This window comes from Marivivens aquimaris, from assembly GCF_015220045.1.
In the GTDB taxonomy this organism is placed as follows: Bacteria; Pseudomonadota; Alphaproteobacteria; order Rhodobacterales; family Rhodobacteraceae; genus Marivivens; species Marivivens aquimaris.
The window spans coordinates 967,163-993,261 of the sequence record NZ_JADBGB010000001.1; the positions used below are offsets into that span (position 1 = coordinate 967,163).

Consider the following 26,099-nt stretch of genomic DNA (forward strand, 5'->3'; position numbering starts at 1 on the left):
TGAAGCAATTTGGGCACACATCAGGTGACAGGTTGCAAATTGGGATAGTCGTAATCTCGGAAGAGATTTGCCAGTCTCGAAAAATATTGCATCTTGGAATCAAGATTGGCGTGGCGCTGATCCGAAACGAACCGGTTCTCGGCAAGTTTGAAAAAGCCGCCTGACCCTCTGCCTTCCTCCTCCTCCCGGCAGAGCGCGTCGGCGGCTTTTTTTGTTTTCTCCCAATACATTCCGCGATATCTGTAAAGTTGACTATTTTTATAGGTATTGGCTTTACGATTTTCGGCGCCTGAGTTACTGACTAAATCACTCAAGTAATTCCAACCCAGAGCCAGCCATGCCCCAGAACGCCGATTTCGCCGCCGCCTTTCGCCTGATCGTGGACGCCGGACCGTCGATCTGGGCGCTCACCGCGCTGAGCGTTGTGGCCGTCGCGCTGATCCTGTGGAAGATCAGCCAGCTGGTCCGCCTCGGCGCGTGGAACGGGGGCAGGGCGACGCAAAATGCGCTCAGCCGGATGGAGCAGGGCGACCGCGAGGCGGCCCGCAGATCGCTCCTCGGTCGCCGGACGCTGCGCGCGCGGATCGTGTCCTACGCCATGACCACGCGACTCTTTGGCGGGCTGCCAGAAAGCGCCGCGCGGGAGGACACCGAACGCTTCGCCGCCGCTTACCTCGAACGCACCCGCGCTGGTCTACGCCCCTTGGAGCTCGTCGTGACCATCGCGCCGCTCCTCGGCCTGCTCGGCACCGTGCTCGGCATGATCGACGCGTTCCAAGCGCTGCAGGACAGCGGAGCCTCCGCCGATCCCTCCGACCTCGCGGGCGGCATCTGGGAGGCGCTTCTGACCACCGCCTACGGCATGGCCATCGCGATCCCGGCCTCCATCGCACTGACGTGGTTCGAGGGTATCGCCGACCGCCTCCGCCACGAAATCGAGGACGGCGCGACCCGCGTGTTCGTCTACGCCAGCAAGGCTGGCCTCTGAGCCATGTTCGACTTCGCCCCTGTCCGCAAACGGCGCAGGATCAGCCTGACGCCCATGATCGACGTGGTGTTCCTGCTGCTGATCTTCTTCATGCTGGTGTCCCGTTTTGGCACCGACATGCACGTCGCGCTCGGCCTCGCGTCGGGCAGCGGTGACAGCTATTCCGGCCCGCCGCGACTGGTCACGGTGTTGCCCGAGGGTGTGGAATTAAACGGCATCGCGGTCGATGACATCGCGGCAGAGGTCGCGCCGCTGACCGAGAGCGCGGGCGATATCATCGTCCTGAAAGCCGCCGAGGCGACCGATCTGGGCCGCGTCGTCGCCGTGATGGACGACCTGCGCGGGGCAGGGTTTTCGCATCTGGTGCTGGTGGAGTAGCCGATGAAATTCGCCGCCCCCCACCGCAAACAGCCGCTGGAAAGCGTGATCCCGATGATCAACGTGGTGTTTCTACTGCTGATTTTCTTCCTCATGAGCGCCCGCATGGCCCCGCCCGAACCCGTGGAGGTCACGCCGCCGCAATCCAGCGCCGACGATCCTGCCGACCTCGACGCCGTGCTCTACGTCGGCGCGGACGGCGTGGCGGCCTATCAGGACGCCCGCGATGCAGAGGCGCTGACCGCCTACGCCGCTGTGCTGTGTGGGGGTGAGTGCGACGGAGCCGCCGCGACCATGCGCGCCGATACCAAGGCACCTGCGGTGAAGATCGCGGGGCTTTTGACGCAGCTTGCGGGGCTTGGCATTGCCGACGTCGAACTGGTGACGCAGCCATGAAGCGGGCGCTGGAAACAGCCCTTTGGGGCGTGATCGCGCTTGGCCTCCACGCAGGGGCGGTGACGCTGTTCCTCAGTGACGAAGGCGCGGCGGAAAGTGCAGGCGCTGGCGGCGAGGCGCAGCTTTCGCTCGTGGCCGCAAACGCTTCGGTCGCAGCGATGGTGGCCGAGTGGGAGCGTCCGCCGGAAGTGCAAGCCGCGCCCGCAATGACCGCTCCGACTGCGCCAGCCATGCCGCAAATGCCCGCGATGTCGTCCCCTGTGACGGACGCTCCGGTGGCGCCCGCGATGCCCTCCGCACCGGCCTTGCCGATGGCCGCGCCCCAGCCGCCGCAGATCAACACGACTCCGGCAGAGCGCCAGCCCGACCCGATGCCCGAGATCGCAGAGGGTGCCTCGACCCCACCACCCGTGCGGCCCGCTGACCTGTCGCCGCCTGCTCCGAAACAGGAACCCGTGCAGGCCCAGACGGCATCCGGCAGCGGCGGGTCGACCAACGCAGGTCAGTCCCAAGCCCGCGCCGAAGCGCAAGCGGCAGAGGCGCGCCGCCAGTCGCTTGTTATGCAGTGGGGTGCCCAAGTCGCGGCTGCTGTGGAGCGGCGCAAGCGCTATCCGTCGGCAGCGCGCGGCGCGGCGGGCAGGGTGACGTTGCGGATCACGGTGGCCACGAACGGCGGGCTGCAATCCATCGCTGTGGTCTCGTCTTCCGGCAACGAAGCGCTCGATCAAGCGGCCATCCGCGCCGCCCAGACCGCCCGCTATCCGGCAGCGCCGAGCGGGCTGCCAGATCCGAGCTACAGCTTCAATCTGCCGATCAGCTTCCAGTAATCAGGCGATGGTGGCGAGGCGGGCGAAGGCGCCGCCGCGTTCCTTAAGTTCGTCATGCCCGCCCTGTTCGATGACGCGGCCTTCTTCCAGCACAACAACCTTATCGGCGCTGCGGATGGTGGACAGGCGGTGCGCGATGACCAGCGTGGTGCGGTCCTTCGACAGCTCGGTCAGCGACGCCTGAATGGCGCGTTCGGTCTGCGGATCGAGTGCCGAGGTTGCCTCGTCAAGGATCAGGATCGGCGGATTGCGCAGGAACGCCCGCGCGATGGAGACGCGCTGTTTCTGGCCGCCCGACAGACGCACGCCGCGCTCGCCGACGATGGTGTCTAGCCCCTCGGGCAAGCTTTCGATCAGCGGCAGAAGTTGCGCGTGGGCAGCGGCGTCGAGGATTTCCTGCTCCGTCGCGCCCAGTTTGCCGTAGCGGATGTTGTCGCGCAGCGTGCCGCCAAAGAGGTAAACGTCCTGACTGACGATCCCGATCTGGCTGCGCAGCGAGGCCAGCGTTACGTCGCGGATGTCCTGCCCGTCGACCGTAATCCGGCCCGAGGTCACGTCGTAGAAACGCGGCAGCAGCGACAGCAGCGTGGTCTTGCCAGCACCCGACGGGCCGACGAAGGCAACGGTCTCTCCGGCTGCGATGTCCAAGGAAATGTCACGCAAAACAATGCTGTCCGCGTCGTAGTCAAAGTTGATGCCCTCGAAGGTGATCGCGCCTTTGGTCACTTCCAACTCGATCGCGCCCTCGCTGTCGGCGATGTCGGGCGCGGTGTCCAGAAGCTCCAGATAGCGGCGGAAACCTGCGATGCCGCGGGGGTAGGTTTCGATCACCGAGGCGATCTTGTCCAAGGGCCGGAAGAACACGTTGACCAGCAGCAGGAAGCCGACGAACGCACCCGTCGTCAGGCTGCCGTTCAGCACCATCGCCGCGCCGACCACCATGATCAGCACTTGCACGGCGCGCATTCCCATGTATTGCAGCGTGATCGAGCCCGCCATCACGCGGTACGCGTCCAGCTTCGTCGTGCGGTAGGAGGAGTTGTCCTTTGCAAACAGCTCCTTTTCGTGGCCCTCGTTGGCGAATGCCTGCACCATGCGGATGCCGCCGATGTTTTCTTCCAGACGGACGTTGAAGTTGCCGACGCGCCCGTAAATGTCCTGCCAGGTCTTCGTCATCTTGGTGCCCGCCACGGTGATGATGGCAAAGGTTACAGGCACCACAATCGCCGTGATCCACGCCAGCGTCGGGTTCAGCCACAGCATCGCGATGAAGGCGCCGGCAAAGGTCATGATGGCGATGAAAAGGTCCTCGGGGCCGTGATGGGCAACCTCTCCGATTTCCTCCAGATCACGGGTGACGCGAGACACCAGATGACCGGTGCGGGTCTTATCAAAGAACGTCCACGACAGCTTTTGCAGGTGCTCAAAGGCGCGGCGGCGCATCTCTGTCTCGATATTGATGCCGAGCATGTGGCCCCAGTAGGTCACGATCGCCATCAGCCCCGCCGCAAACGCGTAAAGCACCAGTAGTCCGACCGCCGCCCAGATCGTCAGCGACCAGTCGCCGCGCGGAATGAGGTGGTCGATGAAGCCCGTCACGGCCAGCGGGAAGGCCAGTTCGAACAGGCCCGCGAGGATCGCGCAGCCGAAGTCGAGCCAGAACAGGCCCAGCCACGGGCGGTAATAAGCGAAGAAAGAGCGTAGCATCTGGAAAATCCGATAGAAAAAGGGGGGCGACCATGCGCCCCCCTTGTCAATGTCAGGCACTCAATCAGAAGGAGTGACGGACCGCAAGCGACACATTCCGACCTTCACCGTAGAAGCAGTTCAGGTTGGTCTGGCAGCTTGCCACATAGGTCGTGTCGGCCAGATTGGTGACGGCGAGGTTGGCGCTCCAGCTATCGTTGAAGGCATAGTTCGCGCCCGCATCATAGAGCGTCACAGCCGGCACCGCTTGGGTGTTGGCGTTGTCGGCCCAGCTTGCGCCCGAATAACGCACGCCGCCGTTCAGGGTCAGCGCGGGCAGGGCGGTCGGGGTCCATTCGAAGTGCAGGCTCGCCTGATCCTCGATGGTGGCATAGGGCGTTTTCCCGACCAGCGCGGCGTTGGCGTCGTCCATGACCTCAACGTCCATCGTGGTCAGCGCCAGTTGCGCCTTCACGCCGTTGCCGAAGTCGTGGTTGGCTTCCAGCTCGAAGCCGGTCGAGCGGACTTCACCCAGTTGGGTGTAGTCATAGCCCGCGCCGTTCCACGTGCTCTGCACGATGCCTGTCCGGTCGATCTGGAAGGCCGACACGCCGACAAAGCTGCTGCCGTCCGCCGAGGCCCACTTGGCCCCGATTTCCCACTGCTCGCCCGTCTCCGGCGTGATGTCCGCACCGGCAGAAGAGGTTTCGATCTGCGGCAGGAAGTAGGTGCTGATCGACGCGTAGGGCGTCCAGCCGTTCGCCATTTCCTTGGCGATGGCCACACGGCCCGAAAATTCGCTGTCCTCGCGGTTCGAGCCCGCAGCGCCAGAGGTGCGGTCCTCCGAGGCGGTGGTTTCGACCCAGTCCTGACGGCCTGTGAGGGTGGCGATCCAGCCGTCACCGAAGCGGATCTGGTCCTGCGCATAAAGGCCAACCTGCGTCTGCTCGATCACGTTGTCTGCATACGGGGAGGTATCGGGCTGCGCCGCGCCATACTGTGGATCGCTGGCCGACAGGGTGGTCGCCGCATCGGGCCACGCGACCGACGATTGCACTTGGTCGATCTCGACAGTGCGCAGGTCGAGGCCGAACATCAGGTCGTGCTCCATCCCGCCCGTGACGTAGGTGTTTTCGATGCGGTTGTCGGAGGCGAATGACGTGGTCTCGGTGAAGTGGTCGAACTTGATGCGCGACAGCGTGTTGTCCGCATCGGTCGGGGTCGCCGAGTAGCCGTTGTAGCCGTAGGCGTAGACCGAGCCTTCGCTCACATCCGCATAGCTGAGGCGATTGTTGCTGGTCAGCGCCCACTCACCCAGCGCACCGGTGTATTCCGCGCCGAGCGTGAACTGCTCGCGGTCGTACCAGTCATACCCCGGCTCGCCGGAGTTGAAGTCGCGGGCGATGTAGCCGAAGTCCGCTTCTTCCACGGTGCCGACGTAGGGCAGCCACGAATTACCGACGTGGTCTTCTTGGATGTTGGTGTAGCTGGCAGAGACGTTGAGTTCGCCGTTCGCGGTCTGGAACGTGGCCGAGGGCGCGATGAAGCCGCGATAGCCGTCCTCGAACACGCCATTGCCGCTGGTTTGCGCCGCGCGGGCGGTCAGGCGGTAGTCGACGCCGTTCTGTGTGGTGTTGATATCGGTCGCCACCCACGCACCGCCGTCACTGTCGAGGCCCGTTTCGACTTCGCGGGTTTCTTCGCCCGTCGGACGCTTGGTGGTCATGTTGACCAGACCGCCGGGGTTCGAGCCACCGTAAAGCGCGGAGGACGCGCCGCGCACGACCTCGACCCGCTCAAGCTGGTAGGGATCGACGTAGAACCCGCCGAAACCGTAGGAAAAGTTCTGGAGCCCGTCGACGAACGCGCCCGTCGCGGTCGCCGCAAAGCCACGCACGAAGAACCAGTTGGTGTCGCTGTCGTAGCCATAGGGCGCGGCCTGAACACCGGGGGTGTAGGCGAGCGCCTCGTCCACTTTGCGGGCGTTCTGCTGGGTAAGGGCGGCGCTGCTGACGACCGATACGGACTGCGGCACTTCGGTCAGCGGAGCGGCGGTCTTTGTGCCCGACAGGGTCGCGGGGTTCGCGCCCTCGGCAGGGCCGGTGCCGTCATCGACCACAACGTCGACGGTGATTTCTTGCAGGTCGATCACGTCCTGCGCCAGAGCGGGGGCGGTCATCAGAGCGATCAGGGCGGTGTGTCCCATCACACGCGCAAGGGAGGAGGAGCGCTTCATCTTTTTGTCCTTATTCAAGCGGATGTTATTTCCGAGTGAATAAGTCAGGAATAGGGATTCCGCTTGAACAGGACTTATGCGTTTTGAATGTTCCGGCGGTTAATGCAGGTTTTGCATAATAGCCGTTCTTCTCCAGTTTGCAGGGGGCAGGCCGACGATCGCCTTGAACGTGCGGCTCATGTGCGCTTGGTCGGCAAAGCCGAAGTCCGCCGCGATTTCCGCCAGCGCTTTCTTGGGGTCTTGTGTCATCGCCTGCATGGCCCGCGCGATTTTCAGACCTGTCTGCCATTTGTGCGGCGTGGTGCCTGCGGTGTGGCGAAACGCGGTGATGAACCAGCCTTCGGAGAGGCCCACGGTGTCCGCCAGTTCCTTGTTCGACAGTGTCAGGTGCGGGCTGGCTTCGACCTTCGCCACCAGTTTGCGCATCTGCGACGGGGACAGCCCGCCGATGGTCTTGCACGCCTCGCTCGGGCGGAACAGCGCGTGCATCATCGCCTCCATCAGCGAGGCTACGAAACCGTCGGACTGCTTGGGCTCCATGCACTCGTCGGCGAGCATGTTCGCAATCAGCAGAACCTCGGGATCGTCCGCGAAAATCGGGCGGTTGAAGTTGATCTGACGCGCCGTCTGGCCCAAGACCCGCAGCAGCACATCGCGGCGGATATGCAGGTCGAGGTGGCGCAGCTCCACGCCTTCCTCGGCCACCGACCACAGCGGCATACCAGCGGGGATATAGGTGATCTTGGAGGCGGCGTACTGCTCGCCGTTCTCGCTCTTGAAGTGGATCTTGCTCTCGTTGCCCGACAGGATGATCACAATGCGCGGGTCCGGCGACAGGTAGTGCCCGCCCGCGCCCTGTTCGGCGTCAACGGACCAGTAATCGGCCACAACCCCATCAACAGAGCGGTTGGCCAGCGGGCGTTTCAGGGAAAAGCCCTGCACGAAGGACGTCATATTCGGACGGAAAGTCATGGGTCTATCCCCGTAAATCGGAATGCAAAAGAAGCGCGGCCGAGTCAGGTTTTCGGCCACCATTGCATTCTGAGTAAATTAGTCGGGAATGTGAGTAAAGTGTTTTAGTCAGGAATGGGCGGGCGCGCTAACGCCCGCCGGTCCCTTAGCCGCGCGGCTGTGCGCGTTCGACCAGTCGCACCAGATAGGACGACCCGAACGGCGCGGAGTCGTCGTTGAAATCGAACTCCGGATTGTGGACCGAAGCGGAGTCGCCGTTGCCCACGAACACGTAAGCTCCCGGACGGTTGTCGAGGAAGAAGGAGAAATCCTCTGCGCCCATTGACTTGGGGAAGTCCGCGATCACCGCGTCATCGCCAGCCACTTCGCGCGCGGTCGCCACGGCGAACTCGGTCTCGGCGGGGTGATTGTAGGTCGGCGGATAGTCGGTCTCGTAGCGCAGTTTCGTGCGCACGCCGTAGGTCTGCGCGATGCCGTCGCTGATTTCTTCCAGACGGCGGATGACCATGGCCTGCACCTCCTTGGAGAACGTGCGGACAGTGCCGTTGATATAGGCGGTCTCGGGGATGATGTTGTCGGCGCTGCCGGTGTGGATCTGCGTCACTGACACCACGATATCGTCAAACGGAGAGCGGTTGCGGCTAACGATGGTCTGCACGGCGGTTGTGATGGCGCAGGCCGCGACGATGGGGTCGGCGGCTTCCTCGTGATGAGCGACGTGACCGCCGCGGCCCGTGATGTCGATGTGGAACATATCGACGGCGGCCATGATCGGACCGGGGCAGGTGGCGAACTGGCCGATGGGCAGGTCGGGCAGGGTGTGCACGGCGTAAAGCTGCTTGATGTCAAAACGATCCAAAACGCCTTCTTCGACCATCACGCCCGCGCCGCCGCCGGCTTCTTCGGCGGGTTGGAAGATCAGCGCGACCTTGCCCGAAAAGTTGCGCGTCTCCGCCAGATACTTCGCCGCGCCGAGGAGCATCGCCGTATGACCATCGTGGCCGCAGGCGTGCATCTTGCCTTGGTTGGTCGACGCGTGCTCGGCGCCGGTGGTCTCCAGAATGGGCAGCGCGTCCATATCGGCGCGCAGACCGATGGTCGGGCCGTCACCCTGACCGTTGATCACAGCAATCACGCCGGTTTTCGCGACGCCCGTGTGGATCTCGTCCACGCCGAATTCCTCCAGCCGTTCTTTCACGAACGCCGCGGTCTCGTGACACTCGAAGCCCAGTTCGGGATGGGCGTGCAAGTGACGACGCCATGCCTTCATATCGGAGGCGAAATCGGCGATGCGGTTGATGACGGGCATGGGTGGACTCTTCTGCTTGGGTAGCTACGTTGGCTGCAACCAATCTGAAAATGCGAGTATCTGCAATGGATGACCAAGCTTCCGATAAACTGGTCCACGACAGTTCTGCGGGCATCGACCGTCTGGTCGAGATCATGCGCCGCCTGCGTGACAAGGAGAACGGATGCCCTTGGGACGTCGAGCAGACCTTTGCCACGATCTACCCCTACACCATTGAAGAAGCTTACGAAGTCGGCGACGCCATCGAGCGCGAGGCATGGGGCGAACTGCGCGGCGAGCTTGGCGATCTGCTGTTCCAATCCGTGTTCCACGCGCAGATGGCGGACGAGGCGGGGCTTTTCGATTTTCAGGACGTGGTGCAGGCGATCAGCGATAAAATGGTCTCCCGCCACCCGCATGTGTTCGGGGCGGAGGGCAACGATTTCTCCGCCGACGATCAGGTCGACCGCTGGGAAGAGGTGAAAGCCGCAGAGCGCGCCGCCAAGGCCGAAACCCGTGTGCTGGACGGTGTGGCGGTGGGGCTCCCTGCGCTGCTTCGCGCGGTGAAGCTGCAAAAACGCGCTGCCCGCGTCGGCTTTGACTGGCCAAGCACCGATCAGGTCATCGACAAAATCCGCGAGGAATCCGAAGAACTGGTCGAGGCACGAGACAAGCTGACGCAGGATGAGGTCGAAGAAGAGGTGGGCGATCTGCTGTTCGTCGTCGCCAACCTTGCCCGCCATCTGGGTGTAGAACCGGAGGGCGCGCTGCGCAAGGCCAACGCCAAGTTCGTGCGCCGTTTCAACAAGATAGAAGACAGTCTTGCAGCAATCGGCAAAACGCCAGAGCAGAGTAACCTCGAAGAAATGGACATGTTCTGGGACAAGGCGAAGGCCGAGGATAAGGTGGCCAAGAATACGTGAGCGGTTCAGTCAACTATTGACCAAAGTATTTTTGTCGGGTTTACGGTCTCCAAACTGATTTGGAGACTCCGATGAACCTGCGCAATATCTTCCTTGCCTCCGCCGCCACTCTGGTCGCAGCGCCCGCACTGGCCGATGTCAACATCTACACCACCCGCCAGCCGGAACTGATCCAGCCGGTGATCGACGAGTTCACCGCCGAAACCGGCATCGACGTGAACCTCGCATTCGTCCAGCAGGGCATCGTCGAGCGTCTGAAGGCAGAAGGCGCACGTTCGCCCGCCGACCTCGTGATGACCGTCGATATCGCGAACCTCCAGCAGATCGTCGATGCCGACGTGATCCAGCCGGTCGACAGCGAAATCCTGCACAACTCGATCCCCGAAAACCTGCGCAGCCCCGACGACCTGTGGTTCGCGCTGACCACCCGCGCACGCATCGTTTACGCTAGCAAAGAGCGCGTGGCCGACGGTGAAGTCACCACCTACGAAGACCTCGCCGATCCCAAGTGGGAAGGCCGCATCTGCACCCGTTCGGGCGTGCACGATTATAACCTCGCGCTGCTCTCGGCCATCATCGCTCACCACGGCGAAGAATATGCCCGCGAATGGGCTGCTGGCGTGAAGGCGAACCTCGCTCGCAAGCCCGAAGGCAACGACCGCGCTCAGGTTCGCGCGATCTGGGCTGGCGAGTGCGATATCTCGCTCGGCAACACCTACTACATGGGCCAGATGCTCGCCGATCCCGAGCAGGTCGAGTGGGCCAACTCGGTCCGCATCGTGTTCCCCGAATTCGAGGACGCAGGCACCCACATCAACGTCTCGGGCGTTGCGCTGACCAAGGCCGCTCCGAACAAGGACGAAGCCATCCAGCTGATGGAATTCCTCGTGTCGGAAGAGGCGCAGCACATCTACGCCGAAGCCAACAACGAATATCCGGTGCTCGAAGGCGCGCCGCTGTCGGATCTGGTGGCAAGCTGGGGTGAATTCGATCGCGACACCATGGACCTGACCACGCTGGCAGGCCACCGCGCCGAAGCTCTGCGCATTATGGAAGAGGTCAACTTCGACGGGTAATTCCGCCAAGTTGCAAAACTGAACAGAAGGGGGCCTCGGCCCCCTTTTTTGTGCGAGAATGGCGGAGTAGCGGACGCTCACATCAAGGTTTGCTAATACCTTACGGGTATCAATTTGGGCAGAACCCATACCGTTGGACCAAGCGCTAACCGTACAGACTGTGGAAAACGTCTATCGCCCTGCGGAAGCACGCACGGCCCGCGTGTAAGCCTTGGACCAACTCTGTTTTGCTCAGCTTTGGTGATCCATGTCCGTCCTCTCCCGCGCGTTTTCCCGTCTGGCCCTCGCCGCTCTGACCGTCCTGCCGATGTCCGTGTCAGCGGCGAATTTGGGAACGATTGATATCAGTGATGCGGTCGATTTTGGCTCGAAACTGACGCTGGGTTCGGTGAACGTCGGTGATACCTTCACCGTCACTGACAGCATGGGATATTGCTACGATCTGAATGCCGGATTTACGTATTCACTCTCCCAGAGTGGTATTCAATGTATGAGCACAACAACTGTCACGTTTACGAGTGCGGGAGGGGCGAGCTCATTATTTGATAATATGTGGATGGTCACCGTTGCGGAGTGGACCGCCATCACCAGCGGAACCGACTCCGACGGCAACCTGACCGCCGCTGGCACTGTCACCGAGCCTGTGGGACTCGACACGACCATCGACACGACTGGCGAAGCAGTCGATATTTTCGACTTTACGATCAGGGATGGAGGCTCTTCGGACGGTCAGTCGATGGACATCAGCCAGATCGTACTCAACGTCACGGGCACATCGACCGACGCCGACCGTGGGAACATCACCTTTCGGCTGAACGGTCCCGACGCGAGCAACGTCACGGGTACTTGTAATTCGGGCTCCGATACCATCACCTTCTCCGGCCTCAGCATCAGTGTCGCAAACGGAGCAAGCGAGACCTACACCGTCAACGCTTTCTACAACGACAACTCCGCCGTCACCGAAGACCGCACGGTCATCCTGTCTGTCGATGGTGACACGGATGTTACCGTGTCGAATGGTACGGCGTTCGGCTCCACCTCTGCAGTGACCAACGGGACGGGCACCACTCTGGATGTCACCGCGACGAAGCATGTGTTCACCACGCAGCCCGCAGGTTCGACCAGCGGCGCGACGCTCGCCACGCAGCCGGTCGTCACCGCGCAGGACGCATTCGGCAACACCGACGTGGCCTACACCGGCACCGTGACCCTGTCGCTGTCGTCGGGCAGCGGTAGCCTCAGCGGGACGGCAAAATCGGCCGTTAACGGCGTGGCGACCTTCACCGATATCGCCTACACCGCCACCGCGGACCAAGAGAGCTTTGCCCTGACCACCGATGGCGCCTCGTCCAGCGGCCTGAGCGTCAGCCCGTCGAACGCTGTGACCTCGGACGTTGTTGCGACCAAGCTCGTCTTCACCACCGAGCCCGCGCCGACCAGCATCACCAGCGCGGCCTCCACCTCTTTCACCACCGTGCCCGTGGTTAAGGCGGTAGATGCGAACAGCACCGTGGATACGGGCTATTCGACTGACATCGTGCTCAGTGTCACAGACCCCAACGACGGCACCATCGACGGCACAGTGAACAGCCTGACCGGCACCGGTGATGCGGACGGCAGCGGCACCACTGTCACCATCACTCCTGCCAGCGGTTCGTCGACCTTCACCGGTCTGACGGTCCAGTATACCAACGACTCTCTTGCCTCGAACACCATCGCGCTGAGGGCAACTTCGGGTGGACTGACCTCGGCAAACTCCACTTCGATCAACTCGACCAACATCTACCCCGTTGTAGTCACAAGCCTCAGCGACCAGACCGCGACAGCCTACACCGCGTTCAGCTACCAGTTCCCCAGCGGCTCGTTCAGCGACGCCGATGGCACTATCGCCAGCTACGCTGCGGTAGAGCAGGGACAGGCGTCGCTGCCGTCGTGGCTGTCATTCAACAGTGGCACGCGCACCTTCTCGGGCACGCCCGCGAACGCTGACGGCGGCACTGTGACGATCGAAGTCACCGCGACCGACAACAGCGGCGGCACGGTCTCGGATGCCTTCGATATCATTGTCGGCACCACGCCGCAGACACTCGACGTGAACGGCGCGGCGCTGAGCTTTGCTGGCACCGGCACCGGAACGGGCACTTCGCTCAACTCGACCCGTACCTATAGCAACGTCATCACCATCGGGACCGAGCAGGTCGACGCGACCGTCACCCTGACCGCGCTGTCGAATGCAACGGTTTCGACCTTCGACTCCACCGCGAACCCGTATTCGGAGACGCACTTCTTCCAGCCGAACATCAGCGTTTCCAGCCCCGGCGGATATGCGACCTTCAAGTTCGAATTCTTCGACGCCGGCGGCGTTCCGGTGACGCTACAGAATGTCTACATCAACACCTATGACCTCGACGGTGCAGGGGCCTCGTCCTCGGGCCGTCAATACACCGACTTTACCAATATCGACGCCTATGCGCTGTCGAGCACGTCTGACGTGACCACCACCGTGCCGTCCGCGGGCGTGACCCGTTTCGTCACCACGGTTGGCGGCAACATCACAGCGGCGACCGGTTCGGACGAGTTCAACGACATCCGTGCGCGCGTGTTCTACGACGAATTTTCCAGCATCTCGATCTCCGTGGGTGACACCTCGGCGACGGGCGTTGCGTACTATGGCCTCGATTTCTCGATCGGTTACCCCTTCGGCAACGTGGGCACCTCGGTTGCGGCCAACGTCGCGCCGACCGTTTCGGGTAACTACAACGGCACCGGCCTGACCGAAGGCGACACCAGCACGGCGATCACTGTCGCCAGCCTCCTGAGCCAGGTCACCTCTGGCGATGCTGACGGCGATACGCTCGGCATCGCGATCACCAATATATCCGGCTCGGCAAACGGCTGGCAGTACTCGTTCGACAATAGCAGCTGGAGCTCGGTTTCGACCGTATCCGACAGCAGCGCGCTGTTGCTGGACGAAAACGCGTACCTGCGTGTGGTCACCGACAGCGACAACGGCGCGAGCTACATGCTGACGTTCCGCGCGTGGGACCAGACCACGGGCACCGCGTCCACCGCACTGTCGATCAACACAACTAACGTGTCGACCAACGGTGGCACGACAGCCTTCTCCAGCGGCACGGGCACCTACACCATCGTCGCGGCAGACGCCAACGATGCACCTGCGCTCTCTGTGGCGCTGGTGGACCAGAGCGTGACCGCGCTCCAGACGCTGACCTACCAGTTCGCGGCAGGCAGCTTCACCGACGTCGATACGGGCGATGTGCTGACCTACACGGCCACACTCACCAGCGGCGGTTCGCTCCCGAGCTGGCTGTCCTTCGACGCATCCACCCGCACGTTCTCCGGCACGCCGCAGGACGCGGATGTCGGCACGATCTCGGTCCGCGTGACCGCGACCGACACAGGCTCGCTGACCGCCACTGACGATTTCGACATCGTTGTGAACGCGCGTCCCGACTCCACCGCGCCCACCGTCACCGCAGGTCAGACCCTGACCTATGACGAGAACCAGGCCGACGGCGCAATCATCGGCACCGTGGCCGCGACCGACAATATCGCAGTCACCGGCTTCAAGTTCCAAGGCTCCAATAGCGCCACCTCGGTCGACGGCTCGTTCACCATCGACAGCGCGGGTAACGTCACGCTGAACACCGGTCCCGTTCCGGCGGCGAACGACTACGAGACCACGCCGAACACCATCACTTACGCCGTTCAGGCATGGGACGCGGCGAACAACCTCTCGGTCGCTGTAGACGTGACCTTTGCCGTGGCCGACCTCGATGAAGTCGCGCCTGCGATCATCTTTGACACCACCACCTACGCCAACGCCGCCGCTGTCGCGACCTCGATCTACGAGCGCGAAACGGCAGTGGGTCAGTTCACTTCGGACGAAACCGTCACGTGGTCGCTCGGCGGCACCGACGGTAGCCTCTTCGCCATCGACACGAGCGGCAACCTGACCTTTGTCAGCGCGCCCGACTACGAGACCCCGATTGACCAAGGCGATACGGCGAACAACAACACCTATGTGGTCGAAATCACAGCGGCTGACGCATCCACCAACCAGACCATGGTCGCCGTGACCGTCACGGTGCTCGACGTGGATGAGGACGGCCCCGTGCTGACGATCACCGGTTACGGCGCGGTCAATGCCAACACCATCGAACTGTCGCGCCCCGAAAATTCGGCCGTCAGCATCGAGGTCACCTCGGACCGCACCGCCACTTGGGCGATCAGCGGCACCGACGCGTCCCTGTTCACCATGTCGAACGGCACGGTGACCATGAACGCGGTGCCCGACTACGAGGCGCCGACCGACAGCGACACCAACAACGTCTACGAATTCACCGTCACCGCGACCAATATCTACGGTGCGGATACGGCGTTCCTGCTGAAGCTGACAATCACCGATCTTGACGACACGCTGCCGCTGGTCGGCTATGACGGCGGCTCGAACACCAACGCTGATGGCGCGACCATCGCGGTCAGCGTCAACGAGAACCAGACCGGTGTCACCGACCTCACCGCGAGCGAGGCAGTCACCTGGGCCATCACCGGCGCACACGACGGCGCGCTCTTCGCGATCAGCAGTGCGGGCGAGGTGACCTTTGTCAGCGCGCCGGACTACGAGACCCCGCTCGACAGCTTCGGCACGGCGGAGGACAACGTCTACGCGCTAGAGGTCACCGCGACTGACACGTCGAGCAACGTGACCACCATCACCGTCGAAGTCACCGTGCTCGACCTTGACGACATCTCGCCTGTGATCTCGCTGGGCGGTGCGACGGCCTCGAACGGCATGGACTTCCAGATCGACGAGAACGAAACTGACGTGACCTCGGTCACGACGGACGAGACCGCGACGATTACGATCTCCGGCACCGATGGCGCTCTCTTTGCCATCAGCGGCGGTCGCCTCGTGTTCCTCACCGCACCGGACTACGACAATCCGTCGGATAACGGCGCGGACAACGTCTATGACCTCGTCATCACGGCGGAGGACGCGGCGGGTAACACCTCGACCGTCACGATCACCGTGACCGTTCTGAACCTGGCCGACAGCCTGCCGGGTATCATTGAATCCGATATGACCGACAACGACGGTGACGGGATCAACGACGCCCACGAAAGCATGACCGCCGACCGCGATGGCGACGGCATCATGGACGCGGATGACTATGACCCCGAGGGCTATTTCTATTGCGAGGACGATGGCCGTATTCTGACCGGCGGCGGCATCGTGGTGACGGGTCCGGCGGGCTCGAACTCCACGGTCGGCACCCAGAACAACATCCGCATCGAGCTCGACGGCTCCGACGGGCGGTACCAGTGGTTCGTCACCCAGCCGGGCACCTACACGATGGATATCGTATACCCGTCCGACTACCCGACCGCCGGTGCGCTGGCGTCCTCGGGCACGCTGGATCTGACCACGCTGCTGCCCGACGATCCGGCGAGCCTCGGCTCTTCGGAGTATGGCAGCACCGGCTATCTGGCCGACAGCACCCCGACCGCGTTCTACACCGTCTTCGACATCGAAGCGGGCGACCCCGTGGTCATCGGCAACAACCTTCCCGTTGCGGATTGCGGTGTGAACACCGTCACGCTGACCGGTCCGGCCAACATCGACGAGCCGACCAGCGGCACCACCGACCTGACCTTCACCGTCAGCCAGAGCCGCGTCTCTGCCGTTGATACCATGATTGCCTACACCATGTCGGGCACCGCGACCTCGGGCAGCGACTACACTGCGCCTTCGGGCACTGTGACCATCGCGGCAGGGGACACCAGCGCGGACATCACGATCACTGTGCAGTCCGACACCCTGTCCGAAGCCGACGAGACCGTGATCCTGACCCTTGCGTCGATCACGTCGTCGGACGATGCCACGGCCCTGTCGAGCGTCAGCGCCAACCTCACCGCGTCCGTCACCATCGCCGAGAGCCTGATCGACGCGATCCGTGACGACCTGACCGCTGTTCTGCAAGACGACTTCTCGCAGACCATTCAGGAACAGCAGGACCGTTTCGACGGCATCGCCAAGGGTGCGCTTGATCGCCTGAAAGAAGGTCAGGACCACCTGCGCTGCGGCGTCAACGAGGCGTTCGACGTCAGCGGCATGGCCGAAGTGGTGAACGGCGAGTTCAACACCAACGGCTCCTTCCGCGAGGATGTCTTCAACTGCATGAGCGAGGAGCGCATCATCACCGAAGGCGACTTCGAGGTGCACTACGCCGAGGACTACGGCACCGCGCTGACCCTCAACTATACCCGTCTGCACGAACGCATGACCACCGAAGACGACCTCCGCGGTTGGTTCTACGGCGGCTATGTGCGTCAGGCGCAGATCGACACGGGCAACGTTGACGGCATCATCCGCGGCTTCGGCGTCAATGGCGGTCTCTACGGTGCATCGCGCCTGAACGAGACGCTGTTCATCGACTACTACGGCGCGCTCGCCGTGGGCCGTCACAACTACACGCTCGACTTCGAAAGCCAGCAGGCGAATGCGGCGGGCGAGTACACCTACAGCGCGCTCTTCGGCGGCGTGGCCCTGTCGGGCGAGACCGAATTCGAGACCTTCACGCTCGTCCCGCGCGTCGGTATCGACACCGCCCATGCCCGTGCGGGCAGCACCGAAGTCACCGTGACCTCACTGGGTCTCAGCGAAGTCGGCGACCTCGATATCGGCGACTACGACGGCTCCACCCTGTTCGGAGAGCTGATCTACCAGACCGGCGGCTACGATGCCGAAGCCGATGCCTTCACCCGCATCGAAATCGCGCCGCGCGTCTCGTGCTCGCTGGGCGCCTCTGCCACCTGCGGCGCGGGGGCGTATATCGACTATCGCTACGCCACGCGCGGCGACGACATCGCCTACGGTCTGCGCCTCGATTACGAGGTGATGGACGAACGCGACAGCTTCACGCTCGACGTCAGCCGCAGCCGTCTCATCATGGACGGGCAGGGCACCAGCGGCGTGAACCTGACCACAGACCAGAACGGCAACGTCTCGGTCGGGGTGACGCTCGAGGCCAACTACTAAAATGCAAAGGGCGGCCCAAGTGGCCGCCCTTTTGAAATTCTGAATGCTATGTAGGGCGTTCCTCGACCTTCCGGTCCAAGTCCCGCTCGCAAACGGTTAAGCCTCTGCTTTTTCCATCAGAAGCAGCCATTCCTCTTCCGCAGCGGCGAGCGCGTCCTGCCGCTGCACCAACGCTTCCGTCGCCTTCTGGAACTTCACCGGCTGTTTGGTGAACAGCTCCGGATCTGCCATCAGCTCTTCGAGTTTCCCGATCTCTGCGGTCAGCTTGTCGATCTCGGCGGGCAGCGCCTCAAGACGGTGCTTTTCGGTGAAAGTCAGACCCGACTTGCGGGTTTCGGCCTTGGGCTTCTCCGCTTTCGGTTTCTCGGCCTTCTCGACCTTGTCCTGCTTGGTCTGCTCGCCGCGCTGCGCCAGATAATCGCTCCACCCGCCCGCATAAACGGTGGCATTGCCATTGCCTTCCATCGCGATGGTGGTCGTCGCCACACGGTCGAGGAAGTCACGGTCGTGGCTCACGAGGATCACGGTGCCGTCGTAGTTGTCGAGCAGTTCCTGAAGCAGGTCGAGCGTCTCGATATCCAGATCGTTGGTCGGTTCGTCGAGCACCAGAAGGTTCGACGGCTTCGCCATCAGTTTGGCCAGTAGCAGACGCGCCTTTTCCCCGCCCGAGAGCGATTTGACCGGCGCGCGCGCCTGAACCTCGTCGAACAGGAAGTCCTTGAGGTACGCCACAACGTGCTTGGGATTGCCGCGCACCATCACCTGATCCGCACGTCCGCCAACGCGCATTTCGGGATCGCCCGTGAGGCTGTCCCAAAGGCTCATCTCGGGATCAAGCTGCGCACGGGTCTGGTCGAACACAGCGACTTCAAGGTTCGTGCCCAGCGACACGGTGCCCTCGTCGGGCGCTTCCTGACCCAGCAGCATCTTGATGACGGTGGTCTTGCCGACGCCGTTCGGACCGACAAATGCCACGCGGTCACCGCGCTGCACCATGATGTCGAGCCCCTTGACGATCTGCTTGTCATCGAATGCCTTGGTCAGCCCGCGCGCCTCGATCACCTTCTTGCCCGAAACAGGCCCGCTCTCGAGTTGCAGCGCCGCAGTGCCTTGACGCTTGATGACTGACGCACGGTCGGCGCGCATCTCTTGCAACGCACGCACACGGCCTTGGTTACGCTTGCGGCGGGCGCTGATGCCCTCGACCGCCCAACGCGCCTCGGCCTTGATCTTGCGATCCATCTTGTGAAGGGCGACGTCCTCGTCTTCCCAGATCTTGTCGCGCCATGCCTCGAACCCGTCAAAGCCGGTCTCCTGACGGCGCACCATCCCGCGGTCGATCCAGAGCGTCGCGCGGGTCAGGCTGCGCAGGAATGCGCGGTCGTGTGAGATCAGAACATATCCCGCCTTGGTATTCTTCAGCTGGTCCTCCAGCCACTGCACCGCCTCAATATCAAGGTGGTTCGTCGGCTCGTCCAGAAGCATCAACTCGGGCGCCTCGGCCATCAGCTTGGCCAACGCAGCGCGGCGGCGTTCACCGCCCGATGCGGTTTCGACCGAACGCGCAGGATCAAATTTGAGCCCCTCGGCAACCATTTCGATGCGGTAGCGTTCCGCCTCGTCCAGCTCGCTCGCGGCGTAATCGCCCAGCGTTGCAAAGCCTTCCATGGTCGGGTCCTGCTCCATGTAACCGACGGTTACGCCCGCAGGGATCACACGGTCGCCTTTGTCGGCCTCGATCAGACCGGCCATCACCTTCATCAGGGTGGACTTGCCCGATCCGTTCCGACCGACCAGCGCAACGCGGTCGCCTTCCTGCACAATGGCCGAAAGGTCTTCGAAAACAGGATCGCCGCCAAAGGTGAGCGAAATATCGGTGAGCTGGAGTAGGGGTGCACGTGCCATGACGCAGCAGCTAATCCGCCGCCCCAGAACGCGCAAGCCCCTGCCTGCCTTTGTGCCGAAAATATCCCGGGGGTGAATGGTCCGCAGGACCAGAGGGGGCAGCGCCCCATACCGCGCAAGTCCACCCCGCGAACACTCCGCTTGCAGCAAAGCACGGAACCGCTGCGGCTCACCGGCGCTTTCCTCCCCAGATCATAAGGACCATCCCCGTGCCAAAAGACATTGCCCAGCCGACGCCGTTCACCCGCATTTCCACCGAACGGCACGAAGGCTACATCCCGATCGGCAATCACGCAGTCATCGGGGATACCTCGACAGTGGGCTTGATTGCAGGGGACGGCTCGCTGGACTGGCTGTGTATGCCGCAGTTCGACGGGGACGCGATCTTTGCCGAACTCCTCGACCGGTATCGCGGCGGTGTCTGCCGCGTGGCTCTGGCCGAACCCGAAGATGGCGAGCGCACCATCAGCCGCCGTTACCGCGACCGGATGCCAATCTTGGAGACGCTCCACCAAACGCCTGCTGGCGCGATCAAGGTCTCTGACGCGATGGACCTGCCCGTGGACGGGTGCCTGACGCGCGGGCACCGTGTGCTGCGCCTGATCGAAGTCACCGACGGCGAGCCGGAAATCGACATCACCGTGGCGCCTCGCCCGAACTTCGGCACCGTGCTGCCTCACCTCCGAAAGGACGAAAACGGGCTGTGGTATTGCGACACCGCCAACGGTGAGGTCCTTATCGAAACCGACCTCCCGCTGGAGCGCACCTGCGGCGGCACGCTGCGGCTGCGTCAAAAGCTGGAGCCGAAGTCCTTCCATTACCTCGTCATCACCTACACCGAAAACGAATGCGGTCCGATGGGTGAAGGAGCCGCGTGGGAAACGCTCGAGCGTGTTGCCCACCAGTGGGAGGACAAGTTGCAGGACTTCGACTACGACGGCCCGTATGGCACCTATGTCGAACGCAGCCTGATTACGCTTCTCCTTCTCACACACGCCGATACAGGCGCAGTCGTCGCGGCCCCCACGGTGGGCCTGCCCGAAACTATCGGCGGCATTCGCAACTACGACTACCGCTATTGCTGGCTGCGGGATGCGGCCTTCGTGCTCAATGCGTTTCTCGACCTCGGTTTCACCGCCGAAGGCACCGCGTTCTTCCGCTGGCTGATGGAAGCGAGCCGAGAGACCGCGCCGCAGCTTGGCACGTTCTACGACATCCGTGGCCGCTCCGGTCCCGATCCCGAACCGCTGACGGCGTATGAGGGCTATCGCGGCAGCGGTCCCATCATTCGCGGCAATGATGCGATGGACCAGCTACAACTCGACGTTTACGGCTCTATGCTCTACGCGGCGGTATGCTACGTGGATGGCGGCGGCACGCTGTCCGACAGTGAATGCCAGCTGCTGCAAGGTTTCGCCCGCGTGGTGCGCGACCAGTGGACGCTCCCAGACAACGGCCTGTGGGAAATGCCCGGATCGCGCCGTCACCACACCTATTCCAAGGCGATGTGCTGGTCGGCGCTCGATTGCTACGTCCTGCTCTGTGAACGCGGCATCATCGAGGACAATCCTGACCCCTTCCGCCAAGAGGCCAACGTCATCAAACGCACCGTGCTCGAGGACGCTTGGAACGAAGAGCGCGGCGCATTTATGGGCGCGATCGGCGGTGATTGGCTGGACGCTGCGGTTCTGCTGCTCCCGCGTATCGGCATCATCGCAGCGGACGATCCGCGCATGGTCTCGACCTTTCAGGCGATCACGGACGAGCTCGCGGACGGACCGTATTACCGCCGCTACGCCGACGGTGTGGACGGTCTGGACGGCACCGAGGGCACCTTTGTCGTCTGCGGTTTCTGGGCTTCCGATTACCTCGCGCGGGCAGGGCGCTGCGACGACGCTGCCCGCCAGATCGACGGGATGCTCGAAGGCTTCAACGATCTGGGTCTCATGGCAGAAGAATACGACCCCGTGACCAAACAGATGCTCGGCAATTTCCCGCAGGGATTTTCGCACGCAGGCATGATCGCGGCGGCCGCGGCGCTACGGGACGCACTGGCAAAGAGGGACGCTTGATTTCCGCGCGGCAATGAGGCTCTGTGAGGCAGATTTGATCAAAAGGAGTCTCCCATGGCGCTCGAAGACGCAAAGAAACAGGTCGACCTTGCATTCACCCGCAAAGAGCGCCGCGGTCTGGCTTATGAAAACGCATTCGGCGGCGCGACCTCGTTCCTGCGCCGCACCTACACCAAGGACCTGACGGACGTCGAAATCGCGGTCACTGGCATCCCGTTCGACCAAGCGGTCACGAACCGCACCGGCACTCGCCTCGGCCCGCGCGCGATCCGCGAGGCGTCGACGCTCCAGCCCTACGATCCGCCCTACGGCTGGCCGTTCGACCCGCTGGGCGAAACGACGATCATCGACTACGGCGACATGCCGTTCGATTACGCCCACACTCCGAGCTTTCCGGGACTTGTGACCGAGCACATCCAGACGATCCTCGGCTCCGGTGCCGCAAGTGTGACCTTGGGCGGCGACCACTTCATCACGCTGCCGATCCTGCGCGCCTATGCCGAGAAATACGGCCCCATGTCTGTGATCCAGTTCGACGCGCACTCCGACCTCTGGGCGGATGACGACTACGACCGGATCGACCACGGCACCTTTATGTACAAGGCGGTCAAGCAGGGTCTCGTGGACCCCAAACGCTCTGTCCAGATCGGTATCCGCACCGAATGCAACGACTATTGCGGCATGAATTACATCGATGCCCGCACCGTCCACGAAAAGGGCATCGCCCATGTCGTGGAGCAAGCCAAAGCGCTCGTCGGGAACAATCCGACCTACGTGACGTTTGATATCGACGCGCTCGATCCCGCCTACGCCCCCGGCACCGGCACGCCCGTCTGGGGCGGTCTGGCAAGCTGGCAGGCTGCTGCAGTTCTGCGGGATCTGGCGGGGATCAATATTGTTGGCGGCGATGTGGTCGAGGTTTCTCCTCCGTTCGATCATGGCAACATCACCGCTGTCGCTGGCGCCCACGTCGCGATGGAGCTGTGTTCGCTCATCGCGTGGCGCCTGAAAGGAAAGTGATGAAAATGCTGTTCTGGATCGTTGCCGTTGTTGTTCTGTTGGTATTGCTGTTCGCTGTCTGGGTCCGCATCGCGCCGACCGACGCCGCGCAATGGCACCGTATGCCGGACAACATTCCCCAAAGCGGCAGCGAGACAGGGCTGAATTCCCACATCGCCGTGGTGCGTACCGCCGACCAGACCAAGATCGACCGTCTGTTCGAGGCGATGGGATCGACCGACCGCACCGTGATTATTGCTGGCTCGCGCGAGGATCACATGGTCACCTATGAAACCCGCTCCAAACTGATGGGCTACCCCGATTACACCACCGTTCGGCTCGACCGCATGGCAGGCGAGGCACCCATCTGGGAGATCGTGCTCTACGCCCGTTCGCGTTTCGGCAAAGGCGATATGGGCGTGAACAAGAAGCGCGTCGACGGCTGGCTGCGCCAAGCGGGACTGTCCGAGGGCGCTTGACGCACGGCGCGTTCCGCGCCATGTCCACCGCATGATCCCGCAAGATAAACTCGCACAAATTAGCCAGCGTTTCGAATACCTCGAAGCCAAGCTGAACGAAGGTGCGTCCGCCGCCGAAATCGTCACGGTTTCCCGTGAATATGCCGAACTCAAGCCCGTCGTTGACCAGATCAACGCGTACCGCTCGGCTGTTGCCGACCTTGAGGAGGCCGAGGGCTGGCTCAAAGATCCCGAGATGCGCGACCTCGCGGAAGAAGAACTCCCTGCGCTCAAAGCCCGCATCCCCGAAATGGAGCACGCGCTGCAACTGGCGCTGCTGCCCAAGGACGCTGCCGATGCGCGCCCCGCGATCATGGAAATCCGCCCCGGAACGGGCGGTGACGAGGCGGGGCTTTTTGCGGGTGATCTGCTGCGGATGTACCAGCGCTACGCCGAAGGGCGCGGCTGGAAGTTCGAGATCCTCGAAGAACAACTGTCCGAACTTGGCGGCATCAAGGAAGTCACTGCGCGCGTCGCGGGCGAGGGCGTCTTTGCCCGTCTGAAGTACGAATCCGGTGTTCACCGCGTCCAGCGCGTGCCCGAAACCGAAAGCGGCGGGCGTATCCACACCTCTGCCGCAACGGTCGCCGTGCTGCCGGAGGCCGAGGATGTCGACATCCAGATCAACGCCAACGACATCCGTATAGACACCATGCGTTCGTCCGGTGCGGGCGGTCAGCACGTCAACACGACGGACTCGGCTGTGCGGATTACGCACCTGCCTACAGGGATCGTCGTCACATCCTCCGAGAAATCGCAGCACCGCAACCGCGAGATCGCGATGCAGGTTCTGCGCACGCGCCTTTTTGATATGGAGCGCCAGAAGGTCCACGACGAACGCTCCGCTAACCGCAAGAGCCAGGTCGGTTCGGGCGACCGTTCGGAGCGTATCCGCACCTACAACTTCCCGCAGGGCCGGATGACCGATCACCGCATCAGCCTGACGCTCTATTCACTGGATAAGGTGATGCAGGGTGATCTGGACGAAACCATCGACGCGCTGATCTCTGACGCTCAGGCCACCTTGCTGGCGGAGATGGAAGGGTGAGCCGTCCCACCGGATCCATCGTTCTGGCGCAGGCCGTGCGGCAGCTCAATGACGCTGGCGTGCCCGACGCGCCGCGCGATGCCCGCCGTATCCTCGCGCATGTTTGCGGGGTGGAGGCAGGCCGTCTGACGCTGATCCTGCCCGATCCCGTAACCGAGGACCAAGAGGCCCGCTTTGCTGCGCTGATCCTGCGCCGCGCCGCGCGCGAGCCTGTGTCCCACTTGATCGGTCGCCGCGCGTTCTACGGGCGTGACTTCAAAGTGAACCGCCACGTGCTCGACCCGCGTCCCGAGACGGAAATCCTGATTGAGGTCGCGCTTCAGGAACCGTTTCATGGGGTGATCGACCTTGGAACAGGTTCGGGCTGTATCCTTCTGACTTTGCTTGCAGAAATGCCGGACGCGCAGGGTGTCGGTACGGACATTTCCAAAGATGCCTGCCTCGTGGCCGAGGACAACGCCGATGCGCTTGGCCTGTCCGAACGCGCTGTGATCCTGAACACAAGCTGGCTGAACGGGATCGAGGGGCAGATCGACCTCATCGTGTCCAACCCGCCGTATATCGCCGCTGACGAAATGGACGGCCTGTCGCCCGAGGTTCTGGACTACGAGCCGCACCTCGCGCTGACTGACAATGCCGACGGCTTGACCTGTTACCGCGAGATCACGCGCACCGCGCCGCAGCACCTCGCACCCGGTGGCCGACTCATCGTAGAGATCGGCCCTTCCCAAGGCGCCGAAGTCGCAGGACTGTTCCGCGCGGCGGGGCTGACGGGGGTTCGGATCGTGTCCGACCTTGATGGCCGCGATCGTGTGGTAATTGGGTGTCAAACCGCCGATTGAAGCAGGTATTCGCTTATTTTCGGCGCTAAATTCGCTTTTCCGCTTGTAATCACCTGCCTGAGTTGCTTAGTGAGATGTATCAGACGGAAGCGGGCTTCGGCCCCCCACTGGTGCTAGCCTAAACACGCACGGCTTCGATCTCCCGCGGTTAAGCGGTAGGGCCATAGCGCAACGCACTTCTAACGCTGCACGAAAGCACGTTCATGAGATCTTCAAAATCCCGGTCCCGCGGTAAGAACCGCAACAACCGTCCGTCCGGCGGCAATATTATCAACCGAGTGTTCGACAGCTCGGGTCCCGACGGTAAAGTACGCGGCACGCCGCAACAGATTATCGACAAATACAACCAGCTGACCCGCGACGCGCAGCTGGCCGGTGACCGTGTGGCCGCCGAGAACTTCGCCCAGCACGCAGAGCACTATCTGCGTATGCTCGCCGAAGCGCAGCGCGAGGTCGACAAGGCCCGCGAGGAGCAGGAAGAGGAAAACCGCCGCCGTCAGGCAGAGCGTGACCGCGAACGCTCCGAGCGCCTGAAGGCGCAGGAAAACGCTGCCAACGGTTCGGGCGACCAGCCCGAAGTTGCAGAGCAGCCTGCGAATGACGAGCAGCCCAAGCAGCAGGACGAAGCGCAGCACGCGAAGTCCGAAGGCAAGCCGCAGCGTCAGCGCAAGCCGCGCCAACCGCGTGAGCACAAAGAGCACAAGGCCGACCAAGGTTCTGTCGACGTGATCGAAACCAACGACGACGCGAGCGAAGAAAGCGCGCTGGTCGACACGCCCGAAAGCCAGCCCAAGCCGCGCAAACCGCGTGCACCGCGCAAACCGCGCGCCAAGGCTGACGACGCGCCGTCGGATGACAGCCCGGCCGCAGCAGAGTAAACAT

Annotated in this window: 19 protein-coding genes; 13 read left to right on the forward strand and 6 right to left on the reverse strand. The window is 62.8% G+C overall.

Going from position 1 to position 26,099, the window contains the following annotated elements; all coding sequences use genetic code 11:
* Positions 1-20: 20 nt before the first annotated feature.
* Positions 21-314, reverse strand: coding sequence for a hypothetical protein (locus IF204_RS04865; protein ID WP_194095122.1), 294 nt, complete (start codon positions 312-314; stop codon positions 21-23).
* A 23-nt stretch (positions 315-337) separates the two neighbouring features.
* Between IF204_RS04865 and IF204_RS04870 the strand changes: the two genes are divergently transcribed.
* The 4 genes from IF204_RS04870 to IF204_RS04885 are packed head-to-tail and all read left to right on the forward strand — an operon-like array spanning position 338 to position 2,589.
* On the forward strand, positions 338-988 hold the full coding sequence (locus tag IF204_RS04870; RefSeq protein ID WP_194095123.1) for a MotA/TolQ/ExbB proton channel family protein: 651 nt from the start codon (positions 338-340) through the stop codon (positions 986-988).
* 3 nt (positions 989-991) lie between these two features.
* Entirely contained in the window at positions 992-1,366 is a 375-nt protein-coding gene (locus tag IF204_RS04875) for an ExbD/TolR family protein (RefSeq protein ID WP_194095125.1), read from the forward strand.
* Positions 1,367-1,369: 3 nt separating this feature from the next.
* A complete protein-coding gene (locus tag IF204_RS04880) occupies positions 1,370-1,762 on the forward strand; it encodes an ExbD/TolR family protein (protein WP_194095127.1) in 393 nt (130 codons plus the stop codon).
* Positions 1,759-2,589 carry an energy transducer TonB gene (locus IF204_RS04885; RefSeq protein WP_194095129.1) on the forward strand — a complete coding sequence of 277 codons (831 nt, stop codon included), beginning with the start codon at positions 1,759-1,761 and terminating at the stop codon, positions 2,587-2,589. Before IF204_RS04880 ends, IF204_RS04885 begins: the two co-directional genes overlap by 4 nt.
* Here IF204_RS04885 and IF204_RS04890 read toward each other — a convergent pair whose 3' ends face one another.
* The 4 genes from IF204_RS04890 to IF204_RS04905 all read right to left on the reverse strand — a co-directional run bounded on the left by IF204_RS04890 (position 2,590) and on the right by IF204_RS04905 (position 8,792).
* Entirely contained in the window at positions 2,590-4,296 is a 1,707-nt protein-coding gene (locus tag IF204_RS04890) for an ABC transporter ATP-binding protein (protein ID WP_194095131.1), read from the reverse strand. It abuts the gene before it with no gap.
* A gap of 64 nt (positions 4,297-4,360) precedes the next feature.
* Complete coding sequence (locus tag IF204_RS04895; RefSeq protein WP_194095134.1) at positions 4,361-6,511, reverse strand: TonB-dependent siderophore receptor; 2,151 nt, start codon at positions 6,509-6,511, stop codon at positions 4,361-4,363.
* A 99-nt stretch (positions 6,512-6,610) separates the two neighbouring features.
* Positions 6,611-7,483, reverse strand: coding sequence for a helix-turn-helix domain-containing protein (locus tag IF204_RS04900; RefSeq protein ID WP_167638708.1), 873 nt, complete (start codon positions 7,481-7,483; stop codon positions 6,611-6,613).
* A gap of 145 nt (positions 7,484-7,628) precedes the next feature.
* Positions 7,629-8,792, reverse strand: coding sequence for a M20 aminoacylase family protein (locus tag IF204_RS04905; protein WP_194095136.1), 1,164 nt, complete (start codon positions 8,790-8,792; stop codon positions 7,629-7,631).
* A gap of 65 nt (positions 8,793-8,857) precedes the next feature.
* Here IF204_RS04905 and mazG point away from each other — a divergent pair, with 65 nt between their 5' ends.
* The 3 genes from mazG (at position 8,858) to IF204_RS04920 (ending at position 17,833) form a co-directional block, all read left to right on the forward strand.
* Positions 8,858-9,694 (forward strand): nucleoside triphosphate pyrophosphohydrolase, encoded by an 837-nt coding sequence (mazG, locus tag IF204_RS04910; RefSeq protein ID WP_194095138.1) that lies wholly within the window; start codon positions 8,858-8,860, stop codon positions 9,692-9,694.
* A 71-nt stretch (positions 9,695-9,765) separates the two neighbouring features.
* Positions 9,766-10,770, forward strand: coding sequence for a Fe(3+) ABC transporter substrate-binding protein (locus IF204_RS04915; RefSeq protein WP_194095140.1), 1,005 nt, complete (start codon positions 9,766-9,768; stop codon positions 10,768-10,770).
* Positions 10,771-11,017: 247 nt separating this feature from the next.
* A complete protein-coding gene (locus tag IF204_RS04920) occupies positions 11,018-17,833 on the forward strand; it encodes a putative Ig domain-containing protein (RefSeq protein ID WP_194095141.1) in 6,816 nt (2,271 codons plus the stop codon).
* Between the two features lie 96 nt (positions 17,834-17,929).
* Here IF204_RS04920 and IF204_RS04925 read toward each other — a convergent pair whose 3' ends face one another.
* Positions 17,930-19,738: an ABC-F family ATP-binding cassette domain-containing protein gene (locus tag IF204_RS04925; RefSeq protein WP_194095143.1), complete on the reverse strand. Its 1,809-nt coding sequence runs from the start codon at positions 19,736-19,738 to the stop codon at positions 17,930-17,932.
* Positions 19,739-19,947: 209 nt separating this feature from the next.
* On the opposite strand from IF204_RS04925, the gene IF204_RS04930 reads away from it, so the two are divergent.
* The 6 genes from IF204_RS04930 to IF204_RS04955 all read left to right on the forward strand — a co-directional run bounded on the left by IF204_RS04930 (position 19,948) and on the right by IF204_RS04955 (position 26,095).
* Positions 19,948-21,810 carry a glycoside hydrolase family 15 protein gene (locus tag IF204_RS04930; RefSeq protein WP_194095145.1) on the forward strand — a complete coding sequence of 621 codons (1,863 nt, stop codon included), beginning with the start codon at positions 19,948-19,950 and terminating at the stop codon, positions 21,808-21,810.
* A gap of 54 nt (positions 21,811-21,864) precedes the next feature.
* Complete coding sequence (gene speB / locus IF204_RS04935) at positions 21,865-22,830, forward strand: agmatinase (protein ID WP_194095147.1); 966 nt, start codon at positions 21,865-21,867, stop codon at positions 22,828-22,830.
* A gap of 5 nt (positions 22,831-22,835) precedes the next feature.
* Positions 22,836-23,288 (forward strand): DUF1499 domain-containing protein, encoded by a 453-nt coding sequence (locus tag IF204_RS04940; RefSeq protein ID WP_194095149.1) that lies wholly within the window; start codon positions 22,836-22,838, stop codon positions 23,286-23,288.
* Between the two features lie 31 nt (positions 23,289-23,319).
* Positions 23,320-24,375 (forward strand): peptide chain release factor 1, encoded by a 1,056-nt coding sequence (prfA, locus tag IF204_RS04945; protein ID WP_194095151.1) that lies wholly within the window; start codon positions 23,320-23,322, stop codon positions 24,373-24,375.
* Positions 24,372-25,217: a peptide chain release factor N(5)-glutamine methyltransferase gene (gene prmC / locus IF204_RS04950; RefSeq protein WP_194095153.1), complete on the forward strand. Its 846-nt coding sequence runs from the start codon at positions 24,372-24,374 to the stop codon at positions 25,215-25,217. Before prfA ends, prmC begins: the two co-directional genes overlap by 4 nt.
* A 203-nt stretch (positions 25,218-25,420) precedes the next feature.
* Positions 25,421-26,095 (forward strand): DUF4167 domain-containing protein, encoded by a 675-nt coding sequence (locus tag IF204_RS04955; RefSeq protein WP_194095154.1) that lies wholly within the window; start codon positions 25,421-25,423, stop codon positions 26,093-26,095.
* The last annotated feature ends 4 nt before the right edge of the window (positions 26,096-26,099 follow it).